This window comes from Xenorhabdus thailandensis (assembly GCF_037996785.1).
In the GTDB taxonomy this organism is placed as follows: domain Bacteria; phylum Pseudomonadota; class Gammaproteobacteria; order Enterobacterales; family Enterobacteriaceae; genus Xenorhabdus; species Xenorhabdus griffiniae.
On record NZ_JBBMXF010000004.1, the window covers coordinates 37,014 to 55,055 of the forward strand.

At 41.5% G+C, this 18,042-nt stretch carries 15 protein-coding genes and 1 other RNA gene; 13 read left to right on the forward strand and 3 right to left on the reverse strand.

The annotated features are described in order from the left end of the window. Positions 1-175: 175 nt before the first annotated feature. From clpP to AAC853_RS01225, 7 genes are all read left to right on the forward strand, one after another. The gene (gene clpP / locus AAC853_RS01195; protein ID WP_338883233.1) at positions 176-799 is read left to right on the forward strand and encodes an ATP-dependent Clp endopeptidase proteolytic subunit ClpP; all 624 of its coding nucleotides are present in this window, start codon (positions 176-178) and stop codon (positions 797-799) included. A gap of 143 nt (positions 800-942) precedes the next feature. Next, entirely contained in the window at positions 943-2,214 is a 1,272-nt protein-coding gene (clpX, locus tag AAC853_RS01200; protein WP_338883231.1) for an ATP-dependent protease ATP-binding subunit ClpX, read from the forward strand. Positions 2,215-2,417: 203 nt separating this feature from the next. Continuing rightward, positions 2,418-4,772 (forward strand): endopeptidase La, encoded by a 2,355-nt coding sequence (gene lon, locus AAC853_RS01205; RefSeq protein ID WP_338883230.1) that lies wholly within the window; start codon positions 2,418-2,420, stop codon positions 4,770-4,772. A gap of 395 nt (positions 4,773-5,167) precedes the next feature. After that, entirely contained in the window at positions 5,168-5,443 is a 276-nt protein-coding gene (hupB, locus tag AAC853_RS01210) for a nucleoid-associated protein HU-beta (RefSeq protein ID WP_479715115.1), read from the forward strand. 174 nt (positions 5,444-5,617) lie between these two features. After that, positions 5,618-7,498: a peptidylprolyl isomerase gene (gene ppiD / locus AAC853_RS01215; RefSeq protein WP_340613448.1), complete on the forward strand. Its 1,881-nt coding sequence runs from the start codon at positions 5,618-5,620 to the stop codon at positions 7,496-7,498. Positions 7,499-7,646: 148 nt separating this feature from the next. After that, positions 7,647-8,021 carry a ComEA family DNA-binding protein gene (locus tag AAC853_RS01220; RefSeq protein WP_338883228.1) on the forward strand — a complete coding sequence of 125 codons (375 nt, stop codon included), beginning with the start codon at positions 7,647-7,649 and terminating at the stop codon, positions 8,019-8,021. A gap of 146 nt (positions 8,022-8,167) precedes the next feature. Beyond that, positions 8,168-8,575 (forward strand): acyl-CoA thioesterase, encoded by a 408-nt coding sequence (locus AAC853_RS01225; RefSeq protein WP_338883227.1) that lies wholly within the window; start codon positions 8,168-8,170, stop codon positions 8,573-8,575. A gap of 75 nt (positions 8,576-8,650) precedes the next feature. Here AAC853_RS01225 and queC read toward each other — a convergent pair whose 3' ends face one another. Next, positions 8,651-9,349 carry a 7-cyano-7-deazaguanine synthase QueC gene (gene queC, locus AAC853_RS01230; RefSeq protein ID WP_340613449.1) on the reverse strand — a complete coding sequence of 233 codons (699 nt, stop codon included), beginning with the start codon at positions 9,347-9,349 and terminating at the stop codon, positions 8,651-8,653. A gap of 32 nt (positions 9,350-9,381) precedes the next feature. Further along, positions 9,382-10,434: a PLP-dependent cysteine synthase family protein gene (locus AAC853_RS01235; protein ID WP_340613450.1), complete on the reverse strand. Its 1,053-nt coding sequence runs from the start codon at positions 10,432-10,434 to the stop codon at positions 9,382-9,384. 122 nt (positions 10,435-10,556) lie between these two features. Here AAC853_RS01235 and AAC853_RS01240 point away from each other — a divergent pair, with 122 nt between their 5' ends. From AAC853_RS01240 to amtB, 5 genes are all read left to right on the forward strand, one after another. Then, on the forward strand, positions 10,557-11,030 hold the full coding sequence (locus tag AAC853_RS01240; protein ID WP_338883224.1) for an Lrp/AsnC family transcriptional regulator: 474 nt from the start codon (positions 10,557-10,559) through the stop codon (positions 11,028-11,030). A gap of 57 nt (positions 11,031-11,087) precedes the next feature. Next, on the forward strand, positions 11,088-12,836 hold the full coding sequence (locus AAC853_RS01245; RefSeq protein ID WP_340613451.1) for a SmdA family multidrug ABC transporter permease/ATP-binding protein: 1,749 nt from the start codon (positions 11,088-11,090) through the stop codon (positions 12,834-12,836). Further along, on the forward strand, positions 12,829-14,598 hold the full coding sequence (locus tag AAC853_RS01250) for a SmdB family multidrug efflux ABC transporter permease/ATP-binding protein (protein ID WP_340613452.1): 1,770 nt from the start codon (positions 12,829-12,831) through the stop codon (positions 14,596-14,598). Before AAC853_RS01245 ends, AAC853_RS01250 begins: the two co-directional genes overlap by 8 nt. Positions 14,599-14,765: 167 nt before the next feature. Next, complete coding sequence (glnK, locus tag AAC853_RS01255; RefSeq protein WP_047766799.1) at positions 14,766-15,104, forward strand: P-II family nitrogen regulator; 339 nt, start codon at positions 14,766-14,768, stop codon at positions 15,102-15,104. A gap of 13 nt (positions 15,105-15,117) precedes the next feature. After that, the gene (gene amtB, locus AAC853_RS01260) at positions 15,118-16,398 is read left to right on the forward strand and encodes an ammonium transporter AmtB (protein ID WP_340613453.1); all 1,281 of its coding nucleotides are present in this window, start codon (positions 15,118-15,120) and stop codon (positions 16,396-16,398) included. A 73-nt stretch (positions 16,399-16,471) separates the two neighbouring features. On the opposite strand, the gene tesB is transcribed toward amtB, so the two are convergent. Beyond that, positions 16,472-17,326, reverse strand: a complete 855-nt coding sequence (gene tesB / locus AAC853_RS01265) for an acyl-CoA thioesterase II (RefSeq protein ID WP_340613454.1) — start codon at positions 17,324-17,326, stop codon at positions 16,472-16,474. A 544-nt stretch (positions 17,327-17,870) separates the two neighbouring features. On the opposite strand from tesB, the gene ffs reads away from it, so the two are divergent. Continuing rightward, an RNA gene (ffs, locus tag AAC853_RS01270) (signal recognition particle sRNA small type) lies at positions 17,871-17,967 on the forward strand. Positions 17,968-18,042 lie beyond the last annotated feature (75 nt).

The window sequence follows — 18,042 nt, forward strand, 5'->3', positions numbered from 1 at the left end:
CTTGAAAAAAACAGATTTAACCGCATATCCTTTCTTACTATTATGTAAGAGCTTACTACTTTTTAGAGGGGGGGAATGCCCCTTGTTAGTTAACTTTGGATCATGGTCATCATCGCTTATCTCAAGTAGAATCAGTTATGAATGGCACCAGCGTGAGTTCTATTAGGAGACGGAAATGTCATACAGTGGCAAGCAAGATCAATATGCACCTAACATGTCTTTGGTGCCGATGGTGGTTGAACAAACAGCACGTGGCGAACGTGCATTTGATATCTTCTCCCGCTTATTAAAGGATCGTATTATTTTTCTGACGGGGCCTGTCGAAGATCATATGGCGAACTTGATTGTTGCCCAAATGCTATTCTTGGAAGCAGAAAACCCAGAAAAAGACATTCATTTATATATTAACTCACCTGGTGGGGTTATTACAGCAGGTATGTCTATTTATGATACTATGCAGTTTATCAAACCAGAAGTGAGTACTATTTGTATGGGGCAGGCTTGTTCAATGGGGGCATTCTTGTTGACTGCTGGAGCAAAAGGGAAACGTTTCTGTCTACCAAATTCCAGGGTTATGATTCACCAGCCACTAGGTGGTTTCCAAGGACAAGCAACTGACATTGAGATTCATGCGCAGGAAATACTCAAGGTTAAAGCGCGTATGAACGAATTGATGGCGAAACATACTGGGCAGCCACTTGAGAAGATCGTCAAGGATACAGAACGCGATCGTTTCTTGTCAGCCGAAGAATCCGTAGAATACGGGCTGGTTGATAGTATATTTACCCAACGCAGCTAATTATTTAATAGTTACTTTATTACTCCGAACAATGCTGGCCTTTTCTCTAAGCTTGATTTTGATGCCAAACTAGGTGGAGTAATAGCGTTTTTTCTGTTATGCCGGACAGACTGGGATAACAGTTCATAAAGTGAGGTTGACTGATGACAGATAAGCGCAAAGACGGTTCAGGAAAGCTGCTGTATTGCTCTTTCTGCGGAAAAAGCCAACATGAAGTACGGAAATTAATAGCCGGCCCGTCAGTGTATATCTGCGATGAATGTGTCGATTTATGTAACGATATCATTCGCGAAGAAATTAAAGAACTGGTACCACATCGTGAACGTAGCGCATTACCTACTCCTCACGAAATTCGCCAACATCTGGATGATTACGTTATTGGCCAGGAAGCAGCGAAAAAAGTGTTAGCGGTTGCGGTTTATAATCATTACAAGAGACTGCGTAATGGTGACTCCACTAACGGTGTGGAGCTTGGCAAAAGTAATATTCTGTTGATTGGCCCAACAGGTAGCGGTAAGACATTGTTGGCAGAGACACTTGCTCGCTATTTAGACGTTCCGTTTACTATGGCTGACGCCACGACATTAACCGAAGCGGGTTATGTTGGGGAAGATGTAGAAAATATTATCCAGAAACTTCTGCAAAAATGTGACTACGATGTGCAGAAAGCACAACGTGGTATCGTGTATATTGATGAAATAGATAAAATTTCCCGCAAGTCTGATAACCCGTCAATTACTCGTGATGTATCGGGAGAAGGGGTTCAGCAGGCTCTGCTGAAGCTGATTGAAGGTACTGTGGCAGCGGTTCCTCCTCAAGGTGGTCGTAAGCACCCACAGCAGGAATTCTTACAAGTTGATACTTCCAAGATCCTATTTATCTGTGGAGGGGCGTTTGCCGGTTTGGATAAAGTTGTCAGCCAGCGTTTGAACGTCAGTTCAGGTATCGGTTTTAGTGCTACAGTTAGGGGAGAATCGGAGAAAGCAACTGAAGGTGAATTGCTGGCTCAGGTTGAACCGGAAGATTTAATTAAATTTGGGTTAATTCCTGAGTTTATTGGTCGTCTGCCAGTGGTAGCGACACTGACTGAACTTAATGAAGATGCATTGATCCAGATCCTACAGGAACCGAAAAATGCACTGACCAAACAGTATCAGGCCCTGTTTAACCTTGAGGGTGTGGAACTGGAGTTCAGAAAAGAAGCATTGACTGCCATAGCGAAAAAAGCAATGGCACGCAAAACAGGTGCTCGTGGTCTTCGTTCAATTGTTGAGGGTGTTTTACTGGATACAATGTACGATCTGCCATCGATGGAACATGTAGAGAAAGTTGTTGTTGATGAAACAGTTGTTGAAGATAACTCCGCACCATTATTGATATATAGCAAGCCGGATGCCCAAGTTTCTGGTGAGTGAAGAAATGGGGTAGTAAGTGCTGATTATCAATACGCATTGTAAAAAAATGAGGGGTTCTCCCTCATTTTGTTTTTTACAAACATAGGCTATTGAATGTCAGATTCCCGTCCCCATATATTTTATATTCTTTGAAGTGAAACTCGTGAAAACCGTGTTTCACGAGATTCCTAAAACTGGCGAAAGCTAAACGAAGAGAGAGCTCTATGAATCCTGAGCGTTCCGAACGCATAGAAATCCCTGTATTGCCTTTGCGCGATGTAGTGGTTTACCCACATATGGTGATCCCTCTGTTTGTTGGGCGTGAGAAGTCGATTCATTGCCTAGAAGCAGCAATGGAGCATGGCAAACAAGTCATGTTGGTCGCGCAAAAAGAAGCATCTACTGATGAGCCGGGAGTCAATGATCTTTTCTCCGTAGGTACAGTGGCTTCTGTTTTACAGATGTTAAAGTTGCCAGATGGCACAGTGAAAGTTCTGGTTGAAGGCTTACAGCGCGCTCGCATTACCACGTTGACGGATAATGGCGAGTATTTTTATGCACAAGTTGAATACCTTGAATCCCCTGAGGTTGATGAACGTGAGCAAGAAGTTCTGGTAAGAACGGTTATTAATCAGTTTGAAGGTTACATCAAACTGAATAAAAAGATCCCGCCAGAAGTATTGACATCGTTGCACAGTATTGAAGATGCGGCAAAATTAGCAGATACCATCTCTGCACATATGCCTTTGAAAATCAACGACAAGCAAACAGTTTTAGAGATGTCTAATGTTGTTGAACGTATTGAATATCTGATAGCAATGATGGAATCAGAAATCGATCTGCTACAGGTAGAAAAACGTATCCGTAATCGCGTTAAAAAACAGATGGAAAAAAGCCAGCGCGAGTATTACCTGAATGAGCAAATGAAAGCGATCCAAAAAGAGTTGGGTGAGATGGATGATGCACCTGATGAATATGAGACGCTGAAACGCAAGATCGAAGACGCGAACATGCCGAAAGAGGCACGCGAAAAAGCTGAAGCAGAATTGCAGAAATTAAAAATGATGTCTCCGATGTCGGCTGAAGCAACGGTTGTTCGTAGTTACATTGATTGGATGGTGCAAGTTCCTTGGGTGTCACGTAGCAAGGTAAAAAAAGATTTAATAAAAGCTCAGGAAGTGCTGGATACAGACCATTATGGTTTGGAGCGTGTCAAAGAGCGTATTCTTGAATATCTTGCGGTACAGAGTCGCGTTAGTAAGCTTAAGGGGCCGATACTTTGTTTAGTGGGGCCTCCTGGTGTGGGAAAAACCTCATTGGGTCGTTCTATCGCACGTGCAACAGGGCGTAAATATGTGCGTATGGCATTGGGTGGTGTACGTGATGAAGCGGAAATTCGTGGGCACCGTCGTACTTATATTGGTTCAATGCCGGGCAAATTAATCCAGAAAATGTCCAAGGTAGGGGTTAAAAATCCATTATTCTTGTTGGATGAAATCGACAAAATGTCATCCGACATGCGTGGTGATCCTGCTTCAGCATTGTTAGAAGTGCTTGATCCTGAACAAAACGTAGCATTTAACGATCATTACCTTGAAGTTGATTACGATCTTTCCGATGTCATGTTTGTGGCAACATCTAACTCCATGAATATTCCTGCTCCACTGTTGGATCGTATGGAGGTCATTCGCCTATCGGGCTATACCGAAGATGAAAAACTGAATATTGCCAAACGTCATCTGTTGCCAAAACAGATCGAGCGTAATGCACTGAAGAAAGATGAATTAACTATCGATGATGGTGCAATTATTGGCATTATCCGTTACTACACGCGTGAGGCTGGCGTTCGTAGTTTGGAACGTGAAATCTCTAAATTGTGTCGTAAAGCGGTCAAAGCATTACTGATGGATAAGAAACTGAAGCACATTGAAATTAACGCGGATAACTTGAAAGATTATCTGGGTGTGCAGAAAGTGGATTATGGCCGTGCTGATACAGAGAATCGAGTTGGGCAGGTAACGGGTTTGGCGTGGACAGAAGTAGGTGGAGATTTGCTGACGATCGAAACAGCCAGTGTACCAGGTAAAGGTAAGTTGACTTATACCGGTTCATTGGGTGAAGTGATGCAGGAATCCATCCAGGCGGCATTGACAGTTGTTCGTGCTCGTGCTGATAAACTGGGTATCAGTTCTGATTTCCATGAGAAACGTGATATTCATGTTCATGTACCGGAAGGAGCGACTCCAAAAGATGGCCCAAGTGCAGGTATTGCAATGTGCACAGCGTTGGTCTCTTGCCTGACAGGTAACCCAGTTCGTGCTGATGTAGCTATGACAGGGGAAATTACTCTGCGTGGTTTAGTCCTGCCAATCGGTGGCCTGAAAGAGAAACTGCTGGCAGCGCATCGTGGGGGAATTACAACGGTTTTGATCCCAGATGATAATAAACGAGATCTAGAAGAGATCCCGCAGAACGTAATCCAAGATTTGGAGATCCATCCCGTTAAGCGTATAGAAGATGTTTTATCTATTGCTTTGCAGGAACCAGCATTTGGCGCAGAAGTAGTATCACTAAAATAATACAAGAATAGTGAGCTAATTCGATAATAACTGTATATAAAATTCAGGTTGGTGAGTAAATTCAGTCTCACCAGCCTTTTTTATTATCAAGTTAGACTAATGTGACTGTTCCTCGTCCTATCGGGTGAGTAATTGTCTTAAGCGATATTTTTATGAGTTAATAGGATGATACGATTCACCCCATTAACTCAGCCTGAAGCGTACAAGCCATTGTGTGAAATAGTGTAGTCAAATTTTAAGATACAAGGATTTTGCTAATTATTTGTTTAAATTTTTTGCCGTTCCATGATTTCTTGCTAATACTGGAAAAGGATTGATATGGCAGTAGAACTGTCGTGTTATCCGTTGTAAGTTGGTTCCGTTACGATGGTAATACTAAAATGGGGATGATAAGAGTGAATAAGTCACAACTGATCGACAAAATTGCGGCTGATGTCAATATTTCTAAGGTAGCAGCTGGACGTGTAGTAGATGCATTCATTTCTTCCGTATCTAGTACATTGAAAAACGGTGATGATGTCGCTTTAGTAGGGTTCGGTACGTTTACTGTGCGTAAGCGTTCTGCGCGTATAGGGCGTAACCCTCAAACAGGCAAAGAAATCAAGATCGCAGCAGCGAAATTACCTTCTTTCCGGGCTGGAAAGGGTTTGAAAGACGCTGTTAATGGTTAATGAGCAAAAAACAGGCCTTAGTTTTTGTTATTGCAATAAACTTCAACTGACTAGGTCGTGTTGATAGGCTAGAATATAAGCGCATCAATTGATTGGTGCGCTTTTTTTCTCTTAGCGTTTGAATTGTCGTAATATGACAGTTTCTTTTTCACTAAAGCGGAGTTTTACGTCTTTATGATGGACAACCTACGCACGGCGGCGAACGGTCCTGTGCTCAAAATTGTGTTGGCTCTAATTATCCTGACTTTCTTGGTGACGGGTGTAACGGGTTACTTGTCAAGCGAAGGGGGTAATTATGCTGCCAAAGTGAATGGCCAAACCATTAGTCGTGCTCAGCTAGAGCAGGCATTTTTGCAAGAAAAAAATGCTCAGCAGGAGAAGCTGGGAGATGAATTCTCAACTTTGTTAAGCAATGAACAGATGCTACAGCAGCTTCGGCGCCAATCATTGGAAAGACTTATCAATGCTACTTTGATTGAACAATATGCCCGTAAGCTGGGTTTATCAGCAAGCGATAATCAGGTTGCACAAGAGATACGTAATCTACCGTTTCTCCAGACTGACGGCCAATTTGATAATAAAAAATATCAGGAGTATTTAAACTGGCTTGCCCATTCAAACATCAGTCCTGATAGTTTTGCGGAACAGGTTCGTCAGGAGCTGATTAATCGTCAATTGAAGCAAGTTGTTATAGATGCGGAAATTGCATTACCGTCAGAAATAAAACGGGAAGTGGCATTACTTCTGCAAGAAAGGACAGTGCGTTTTGCGACTCTTGAATTGAAGTCAATTGAAGAGAAGCAAACAGTTACCGATGAAGAGCTGAAAAAATACTATGACACAAATAGTCAGCATTTCACTGTGCCAGAAAAAGTGAAAGTCAGTTATATCAAAATGGATGCTGCTAACGAACTGGAAAATGTCACTGTATCTGATGTTGATATTGAGAAATATTATAAAAGCAACTTGGTAAAATACACTAAACCTGAACAGAAGAAGTATAGTTTTATTCAACAGGATTTAGACTCTGCCGCTAAATCGGTTTTGGATGAGTTAAAGAAAGGGGCTGATTTTAGCCAATTGGCGTCAGAAAAATCGACTGACAAATTTTCTGCTCAAAAAGGGGGAGATTTGGGGTGGATGGAAGAAAGTTCTCAGCCTAAGGAGCTCAAATCAGCGAATTTGACTCAGAAAGGGCAACTTTCCGATGTGGTCAAATTGTCTAATGGATATGCCATTTTCCGTTTAGATGATATTAAATCTCAGGAAGTCAAACCGTTGGCGGATGTACGTTCGGAAATAGAAAAAATTGTTAAGCAGGAAAAAGCGGTTGATGCTTTCTATGCATTACAACGGAAAGTGAGTGATGCTGCCGCTAATGATAATGAGTCTTTAGAAGCTGCAGAAAAAGCGGCTGGTTATCAAGCTGTGACTACGGACTGGTTTGATCGCGATCATGTTCCCGCTGATATTAATTTCAACCAAGTTGTTCAGGCTATTTTCTCTGGTAATTTGATTGATGATAAAGGCGCGACAGGCATTAACTCTGATGTCATTTCGGTTGAAGGCGATAGGGCTTTTATTCTGCGTGTTGATAGTGTTAAGCCTGAGACAGTCCAATCGTTTGAACAGGCTAAACCTGAAGTTACTGAATTGGTGAAACGCCAGAAAGCAGAAAAACAAATTCAGGTTGAAAGTGAAAAACTACTGGCTGCCCTGAAAGAAGGCAAAGGTGAGCAAGCGTTGAAAACCGAGGGAATTCAGTTCGAGCAACCTACCGTGATAAAACATCTGCCACAAACTAATCAGGCTACCGATGTGGCATTCACTTTACCTCATCCTAAAGAGGGTAAGCCAGTATATGGGTTAGCTCAAGATGAACTTGGTAACGCTGTGCTTATCCAATTGGATAAAGTTGTTCCTGGAACTGTTACAGATGATCTGCTCAAACAATATATGGCGGGTTATCAGTATCAGACCGGCAATATCATGCTGGAGTCACTAATAATGAATTTACGTGATGATGCGGATATTAAATTCGGTCAACTTGAATAAACTTGCGAAGTTACTCGCATCTGTTTTTGCAAAATAGTAATTGAAAAAGGCCACTTTCGTGGCCTTTCGCATATCTAAACTTTGCCTGTTGCCTGGAAATATCGTTGTGGCAATCTCTCTTTCACCAACAAAACATGGAGAGATTTACATGAAAAATTTAAGGATATTATTTAATTCACTCATGATGGCATTGTGTATCAGCATACCATTAACCCATGCCGATACCGTTAATGAGTCTACTGTGAAACAACCTGTTAAAACCACCGTTGAAAACGGTAAGGTGAAAGAAGGGGGAGAGCAAGTTTCAGGCCAGCAGATACAGGGAAAAGAAGGAATTAATATTAATACAGCCAATGCTGAAGAGTTAGCGAAAGAACTCAATGGGATTGGCACTAAAAAAGCACAGGCGATCATTGAATATCGTGAAAAATATGGTCCTTTTACAGCAATAGAACAATTACAGGAAGTACAAGGTATTGGTCCGATTTTTATAGAGAAAAATAGAGATAAATTGACTTACTAAGTGTGGTGCCCTCTTGTGTATTGCCAGTCATTTAATCAAGAGGGCTGTGATATCGATCAAGAATAATTGATTAAATACTATTGTAATTGAATTGTTTTGCTATTGTTACATTTTATCTGGTCGGATGAGTGTGGGGCGAAATAGCAATGAGCACAATTATCAAAGTCAGAGGTTACCATATTGATATTTTTCAGCATGTGAATAATGCCCGTTATTTGGAATTTATGGAAGCCGCTCGCTGGGATTTACTTACTGAAAATAACACGTTGGAATGGTTAAATCGTAAGAATATTGGTTTTGTTGTGGTGAATATCAATATTAATTATCGCCATCCAGCCATGATTACAGATGAACTTGAAGTGAAATCTTCGATGCGAGAGTTACGTAACAAAAGCGGTACATTTTTCCAGGAAATTATACGTAGAAGTGATAACCAAATTATTGTAGATGCTTTAACTACATTTGCTTGTATTGATTTGAAAACGCAAAAAGCGTTAGTTTTAGAAGGCGAATTACGAGAAAAAATGGAATTTTATAAAAACAATGCCGAATAACGATAAGACAAAAATGTGGAATGAGAGGCTCGGGGAACCTCTCATGGATAATATTAATGAAATAAAATGTTTTGACTAACTGAGATGTGTTTTGGATTTCATATCTAACATCGTGGCTTGGGTATTGCTTAAATAATCATTTAATCCTTTAGCTCTGAGGTGGCAGGCAGCGCATTCACCGCATCCGTCACCTTGGATACCGTTGTAGCATGTAAGGGTTCTATTGCGAACAAAATCTAATTTTTGATAATAATCGGCCAATGCCCAAGTCTCCGCCTTGTTTAACCACATCAGAGGAGTTTCGAAACGAATATCACGAGCGATACCAAGGCTAACTGCTTTATTAAGGGCTTTGACAAATTCATCACGGCAATCTGGATAGCCCGAAAAATCTGTCTCACAAACGCCAGTAATAACGACTTCAGCTTCAACCTGATAAGCATAAATTGCTGCCAGAGTTAAAAACAATATATTACGGCCAGGTACAAAAGTACTTGGGAGGCCACTTTTTTCACTTTCACAGAAATCGGGTACAGGAATACTGTCTCTTGTCAGGCTACTGATTGCGAGCTCGTTCAATAAAGTCACATCAAGTACTTTGTGGGCGGCAGCACCCAATTCTTTGCTTATACGACAAGCTACATCAATTTCAGCACGATGACGCTGTCCATAATCAAAGGTGACACAGTGAACTTCGTCATATTGGTGGAGTGCCTGAATTAAACAAGTGGTGGAATCCTGTCCACCACTGAATACAACAACGGCTCGTTTCATGATATTTACCTCAATAAATTGAAGGAGATATGTTACTCATAACCGTTTAACTTGGGTAGTTGTGTTAGATACTGTGTGATATCCCCGATATTATTGCGAACCCACTCTGGGTTGTAATAAGTATCAAGGTAGCGCTCCCCACTGTCACAGACTAATGTCACGATTGCCCCTTGTTGGTTGTTATCGTGCATCTGCTTGGCGAGTTGTAAAGCTCCCCAGACGTTAGTCCCTGTTGAGGCTCCCGTTTTTCTACCAATGAGTTTTTCAAGCCAATAAATGGTAGCCATTGTGGCAAGATCGGGAACTTGGATCATGTCATCGATAACCGTAGGAATAAAAGAAGGTTCTGCGCGTGGACGGCCAATTCCTTCTATTTTACTGCCCGTACCTCTGCAAATATCATGGCGGTTCTGGTGGTAGCAATCGTAGAAGACGGAGTTCTCTGGATCGACAACAATGAGTTTAGTGTCATATCCTTGGTAGCGGATATAACGACCAAGTGTCGCAGATGTGCCACCCGTTCCTGCACTCATAACGATGTAAGTTGGTTCAGGAAAGGGCTCTAGTTGCATCTGGCGGAAAATACTTTCTGCAATATTATTGTTTCCTCGCCAGTCAGTTGCTCGTTCGGCATAGGTAAACTGATCCATGTAATGGCCATTAAGCTCTTTTGCCAGGCGCTCTGATTCTTGATAAATCAAGGCAGAATGCTCTACAAAATGGCATTTACCACCATAGAACTCAATCTCTTGAATTTTGCGTTTAGCAGTACAGAAAGGCATAACTGCAATAAATGGTAAACCCAGTAAGCGGGCAAAATAAGCTTCCGAAACAGCGGTACTTCCAGATGAAGCTTCAATAATAGGTGTTCCTTCCTGGATCCAACCATTCGTGAGTGCATACAGGAATAGGGAACGTGCAAGCCGATGTTTGAGGCTACCGGTGGGATGAGTGCTCTCATCTTTGAGATAAAGATGAATACCCGGAAACATTGGGAGATTCAGGCGAATGAGATGTGTATCAGCGCTGCGTTGATAATCAGCTTGGATAGCTTTTATGGCATTTTTAGCCCATAAAGACGACATAAATTGACCCTAAATAATAATACTGTAGTGGCATATAGATTACTCTTACGTTTGGAGAAATAGGTTGTTATTTTTCTGTAATTATCCGTTATATTTGGAAAATATTTCTATAGGATATAGATATGTTAGATAAAATAGACCGTAAGCTACTGGAACTGCTCCAACAGGATTGTAGTCTATCCTTGAACGCACTGGCTGAAGCCGTTAATTTGACTTCGACACCTTGCTGGAAGCGCCTTAAGCGACTTGAAGATGAAGGTTATATTGTTGGCAGGGTTGCCTTGTTAAATGGGGAAAAACTCGGTCTGGGTTTGACAGTGATAGTGATGATTAAAACCCAGCAACATAGCAGTGAGTGGTATGAACAGTTTGTCAGCTTTATAAAAGAGATGCCAGAAGTCTTAACATTTTATCGCATGGCGGGTGAATATGATTACCTGATGCATATAGAAGTTGTTGATATGAAGAGTTATGATCATTTCTACAAACGTATGGTAAATGGGGTTTCTGGTTTGATTGATGTGACTTCTAACTTTGCCATGGAAAAGATCAAATATACAACGGCGCTGCCAATACCAGATTCAATAACATCATAAAGATCCCTTTGGTCGGTAGGTGCTAACTCTTTCATTTTTTACCTTGGGAATAGGTGTGTGAGATTATTTTCACAATTAAGCTGGTATTTTATTCGTGAATGGCGGCGTTATCTGGGAGCTGTCATTTTTCTCGTTTTGATTGCGGTGCTGCAACTCATTCCTCCCTACTTAGTTGGGATTATCGTTGATGGCATTAGCACAAAAACAATGACTTTTCGTCAGCTCTTCATGTTGCTGGGGTTAATGCTGTTCATTGCTTTGGTTATCTATGGCCTGCGATATGTTTGGCGTGTATGGCTATTCGGTGCTTCTTATCGGCTAGCTGTTAAGCTGCGTGGTGACTTCTACAAGCGCCTGAGTAGTCAGAACCCTGAGTTTTATTTGCGTCACAGAACAGGCGATCTCATGGCGCGCGCAACAAATGATGTTGACAGAGTTGTTTTTGCCGCAGGTGAGGGAGTCCTTACTTTGGTTGATGCTTTAGTCATGGGGTGCTCTGTCCTCATTGTCATGAGCGTGGAGATCAGTTGGCAATTAACTTTGTTATCCCTCGCGCCGATGCCCATTATGGCCTTGGCGATTAAGCATTATGGTAATCAGCTTCATCATCGTTTTAAATCTGCGCAAGGCGCATTCTCTGTACTGAATAACCATGCGCAGGAAAGTTTGACGAGTATCCGCATGATAAAAGCGTTTGGATTGGAAAAACTGCAATCTAATCAGTTCGAAGAAGTTGCTATTGAAGCTGGGCGTAAGAATATGCATGTTGCGCGTGTAGATGCGCGTTTTGACCCTACCATTTTCATTGCTATTACTGTTGCAAACCTCTTAGCGGTCGGCGGAGGGAGTTGGATGGTGGTGAATGGTTCCATGACCCTTGGTGAACTGACCAGTTTTGTCATGTATCTGGGATTGATGATCTGGCCTATGTTGGCGTTGGCGTGGATGTTCAACATTGTTGAGAGAGGAAGTGCTGCTTATACACGTATCCGCAGTTTGTTGCAGGAACCTCTGGTAACCGAAGATGGTGTGTTGTCTTTGTCTTCAGAGCGAGGGAGTTTTCAGGCAAATATCAACACATTTACCTATCCCCAAAGTGATAAACCTGTTTTGGAAAATATCCATTTCCAACTAGAACCTGGTCAGTTATTGGGGCTTTGTGGATCAACGGGGGCAGGGAAGAGTACTTTATTGGCGTTGTTACAACGGCAGTTTGATGTAACCGATGGAACTATTCTTTTCCAGTCAAAAAATATCTCGGCGCTTCGAATAGAAGAATGGCGTTCACGATTGGCTATTGTCAATCAAATTCCTTTCCTGTTTTCGGATACGGTTGCAGGTAATATTGCGTTGGGGCGACCTGATGCAACTCAAGAGCAAATAGAAGAAGTCGCTCGTTTAGCAAGTGTACATGATGATATTTTGCGATTACCTCAAGGTTATCAAACGGAAGTTGGAGAACGCGGTGTGATGCTTTCCGGGGGACAAAAACAGCGTATATCCATTGCTAGGGCCTTGTTGTTAGAGACGGAGATTTTAATCCTTGATGATGCCCTATCAGCCGTTGATGGTCACACGGAACACCAGATTATGAAAAATCTTAGCCAATGGCGGCAACAGCGCACTGTTATTATCAGTGCGCATCGGCTGTCGGCATTAACGGAAGCGGATAATATTTTAGTTATGCAACATGGCTCGGTTACACAACACGGCCAGCATAAACAGCTTATCTCCCAATCAGGTTGGTATTCCGATATGTACCATTACCAACAACTAGAAGCTGCATTGGGTGGGGAAAATGACTAAAACTCATATAGGTAAGCTATGGCCGTCATTAAAGCGCTTGCTTTCTTATGGTAAAAATTACCGTAAACCGATGCTCATTGCTGTATTGATGTTGTGGATTGCTGCATTGGCAGAGGTAAGCGGACCTCTGCTTGTGAGCTATTTTATCGACAATATGGTTGCAACGGGAAACTTACCGCTCGATATTGTCGGTGGGCTTGCCGCAATGTTCTTGATTTTGCAGTTTATTGCTGCCGCTTTACACTACTATCAAACATTACTTTTTAATCAAGCATCCGTGGGCGTGGTGCAGAAACTTCGTACTGATGTGATGGATTCAGCATTACGTCAACCATTAAGCGCTTTTGATAATCAACCCGTTGGACAACTGATATCCCGCGTAACAAATGATACTGAAGTCATTAAAGATCTGTTTGTTAATGTGATTCCAATGGTATTTCGCTGTGTTGCACTAATTGGTGCCATGCTGATAGCCATGTTTGTTTTAGATTGGCGTATGGCATGTGTTGCGATTGTAATATTTCCGGCAGTTTTTCTTGTCATGGTGATCTATCAGCGTCTTAGTACCCCAATAATTAGGCGGGTTCGCGGTTATCTGGCTGACATTAATGATGGTTTCAATGAAGCCATTAATGGAATGAGTGTGATTCAGCAGTTTCGTCAGCAAGCTCGTTTTGGCGAGAAAATGTTGGCTACCAACCGAGCACATTATCAGGCTCGTATGCAGGCTTTACGGTTAGATGGCATGTTATTAAGGCCATTATTGAGTTTCTTTTCTGCCGCAATATTGTGTGGTTTGCTCTTATTGTTTGGTATCAAAGGCACTGAGGTTATTGGCGTTGGTGTACTGTATGCCTTTATTAATTATCTTGGGCGATTAAATGAGCCACTGATTGAGTTAACTTCACAGCAATCAGTATTGCAGCAAGCGGTGGTGTCAGGAGAACGTGTTTTCGAATTGATGGATAGTCCACAACAGCAATATGGCAATGATCTGCGGGCGTTAGAAAGTGGCAGAATTGATATTGAAAACTTAAATTTTGCGTATCGCGATGACAAACTTGTCTTAAGCGATATTAACCTGCATGTTCCTCCACATGGGTTTGTGGCCTTGGTTGGGCATACAGGGAGTGGAAAAAGCACTTTGGCTAATTTGATTATGGGGTACTATCCGTGGCAAGACGGTGAGATCTATCTTGACAGGCGTTCCATATCTTCGCTTTCTCATTCAGTGCTGCGTAATGGAGTGGCAATGGTGCAGCAAGATCCTGTTGTTTTGGCCGCGTCATTCCTCAACAATATCACGCTAGGGCGGGATATCAGCGAAGAGAAAATATGGGAAGTACTAGAATTAGTTCAATTAGCTGACTTTGTTCGTCATTTACCCGATGGTTTGAATTTCGTTTTGGGAGAACAAGGGAATACACTTTCAGCCGGCCAAAAACAGTTGTTAGCAATGGCTAGAGTTTTAGTGCAAACGCCCCAGATCCTTATTTTGGATGAAGCAACCGCGAATATCGATTCTGGGACAGAACAATCAGTACAGAAAGCATTGAGAATGATCCGCAAACAGACGACATTGGTGGTGATTGCTCATCGTCTTTCAACCATTACTGACGCTGATTCCATATTAGTGCTACATCGTGGTGCAATTGTTGAGCAAGGTCAGCATCAACAGCTATTGGAAAAACGTGGACGCTATTATCAAATGTACCAACTTCAGCAAGTTGGTGAGACGTTGAATGAATCAGTGCACGTTTAGCGTGCATATTTAGGCAGTACAGGGGGAGCAGATGTATTTTCTGTTCCCTTTTTATTCCTTCTTTAAAGATGTTTTTCGATAACAGACTGATTACACATCGTTTTTAACTTTTGGCATATCCCTTGCACATATTTCCTTGTACCAACGTAGTGAAAAACGGGGGAAATATGAAACTTATCACCATCATCATAAAGCCATTTAAGCTGGAGGAAGTGCGGGAAGCACTTGCTGATATAGGTATACAAGGTATGACTATAACAGAAGTAAAGGGATTTGGACGTCAAAAAGGCCATTCCGAACTTTATCGGGGTGCTGAATACAACGTTAATTTTTTGCCCAAAGTTAAGATTGATATTGCGACCAATGATGAACGGGTTGAAGAAATTATCCATGTTGTTCAGCAGACGGCTTTCACCGGAAAAATGGGGGATGGAAAAATCTTTCTTTTTGAATTGCAGCATGCCGTCCGGATCAGGACGGGTGAAACGAATGATGCAGCACTGTAAATGGGAGGGGAAAATGAAGAATAAATTTTTATCCATAGCGTGTATTGCAGCCAGTTTTCCTTCGTTTGCGATTGCTGCGGAAAGTAATCCCAATAAAGCAGACACGGTCTTTATGTTAATCAATACGATACTTGTACTTTTTATGACAATACCGGGCATTGCCTTATTTTATGGGGGATTACTACGCAGCAAAAATGTGTTGTCACTAATGTCACAGGTGATTGTCAGTTTTTCATTGGTGTGTGTGCTTTGGATTATTTATGGATACAGCATGACCTTTGAGACGGGTAACTCTTTTTGGGGAGGGTTTAGTCAGGTTATGTTAAAAAATATATCCATAACTGATCTAACTGGTAGTTTTTATCAGTTAATTCATGTTGTTTTCCAAGGTGCATTTGCGTGTATTACGGTTGCTTTGGTGGTAGGCGCGTTATGTGAAAGAATTCGTTTTTCTGCATTGCTGATTTTTAGTGTGTTATGGCTGACAGCATCTTATATTCCTATGGCACATATGGTGTGGGGTGGCGGCTGGTTAGCTCAGGATGGAGCCTTGGATTTTGCTGGTGGGACGGTTGTTCATATTAATGCGGCAGCAGCAGGTTTAGTTGGTGCTTATTTACTTGGGAAGCGCTCAGGTTTTGGGCGGGAAGCATTTAAACCTCATAACCTACCAATGACCTTTATTGGAACAGCGATCCTTTATATTGGGTGGTTTGGTTTTAATGTGGGATCCGCTGGTGAAGTAAATGCTATTTCGGCGCTGGCCCTAGTGAATACGATGGCAGCAACGGCGGGAGCCGTGTTGTCATGGGTTTTCTGTGAGTGGCTATTTCGCCAGAAACCTTCGCTTTTAGGAGCATGTTCCGGGTGTATTTCGGGTTTAGTAGTCATTACGCCTGCTGCTGCAACAGTGGGTATCGGTGGTGCATTGGTGATGGGGTTGATTGCAGGTATTGCTGGCTTATGGGGAGTAGTCATACTGAAGAAATGGCTACATGTTGATGATGTTTGTGATGTGTTTGGTGTACATGGAGTATGCGGCATTGTTGGTTGTTTGTTGACCAGTGTTTTTACTGCATCCGCTTTAGGTGGAACAGGATTTACTGAAGGAATGACAATGTTAAGGCAGCTCGGGATTCAGGCTATTAGTATATTGGTCTGCATAGTTTGGTCATCAATAGCGGCTTATATTTCATTTAAGATCGCTGATAAATTGGTTGGGCTACGTATTAATCTTGAGTCAGAAAGAGAGGGGCTTGATATTACTTCACATGGTGAAAGTGCTTATAATTGAGCATTTTTATCTATTTGAAAATAGGTATGCCGTAATAACAGAAAAATTGATTACGGCATACGGTGTCAATTCATTATAACTTACGAATTACTCCCTCCTGAACCGCAGAAGCAATAAGTACGCCTGCACGGTTATAGATATGCCCACGGACAAAACCACGTGCCCCTGATGCTGATGGGCTTTCGATTGAATAGAGTAACCAGTCATCCATATTGAAAGGACGGTGATACCACATTGAGTGATCAATCGTGGCTATTTGCATATTTTCCGCCATGAATTTTACGCCATGGGGTTGTAGTGCCGTGGGTAGGAAATTGAAATCTGACGCATAACCCAGCAAACAATGATGAATGACGGGATCTTCTGGCATTTTTCCGTTGCTACGGAACCAAATATAACGCACAGGGACTGGGGATGAATGATTAGATAGATTTTTAAGAGGAACGAATTTCATCTCCAAGGGGGGAGTGGAAAAAACTTTTTTTAACTTTGCCGGGAGGGAGCTAGCCATTTTTTTTACCATTTCCTCTTGGGAATCTAACTCTTCCGGAGAAGGAACCAAGGGCATAGTATTTTGATGTTCAAAACTTTCTTCATGTCCTTGAAAGGACACGGTCATGTAGAAGATAGGATGACCATTTTGTATTGCGCTAACGCGGCGTGCACTGAAACTTTTTCCATCACGCAATACTTCAATATCGTAAACAATGGGCTTATGGCTATCACCTGGACGTAGAAAATAGCTATGAAAGGAATGGATCATTCTATCATCCGCAACGGTTTGTTTTGCTGCATATAGCGCTTGGCCTATGACTTGCCCACCGAAAACTTGAGGAAATCCTAAGTCTTCACTTTGTCCTCGGTAAATGCCTTCTTCTATTTTTTCTAAATGTATCAAGTTAATTAAGTTTTGTAATGCTTGACTCATAACATGCCTTTACTTTTAGAGCATTTGAAAAGTATAAATGAAAGATTATGGGTAATAAGTTTTTATTTATTTGAAAATAAATAGATTAAATTGTAAATAAAATTATCCATGAGTTTTTATTTTAGATGTGAATTATCACTGTTAATCTCATCAATGCATTGTCGAATAATGCGAATATGCTTCTTTGTAATTTTATCTTTTGATTTGTATGGTTATTTTAAATTTTAAGGATAGGGAGATTGTTATTTAACTTAGAGGTTGAAATTGTGAAATTATGTGATTTTTATATGATATGACAATGATTCATTAGAGTTATTAACTATATCTATTGTTTATTGAGTCTGTTTACTGTTTGTTTACTATGATTTTTGATTTAAAAAAGCTAAAGATATTCTGTTAAGTAAAATCATTAGGGTTTTGATGTTTTTTACAACGTTATGGATGATAAAGCAGCATTCAAATGAAGTTTTCTTGCTATTTCATCATGTTTGAAAGATAATGGCCACCGCTTCAAAATTTGAGAAGCTAACATCAATGGGGGCTCTGTTGGTTCTCCCGCAACGTTAACTTGTTAACTTGGTCAGGTCTGGAAAGAAGCAGCCATAGCAAGGGATGCGTGTGCCGGGATGTAGCTGGCAGAGCCCTCACCAATTCTAGCCCATCATGAGCTTATATGTCAGCCGATAATAGCTACCGGCCCAAGTCACTTTCTATCT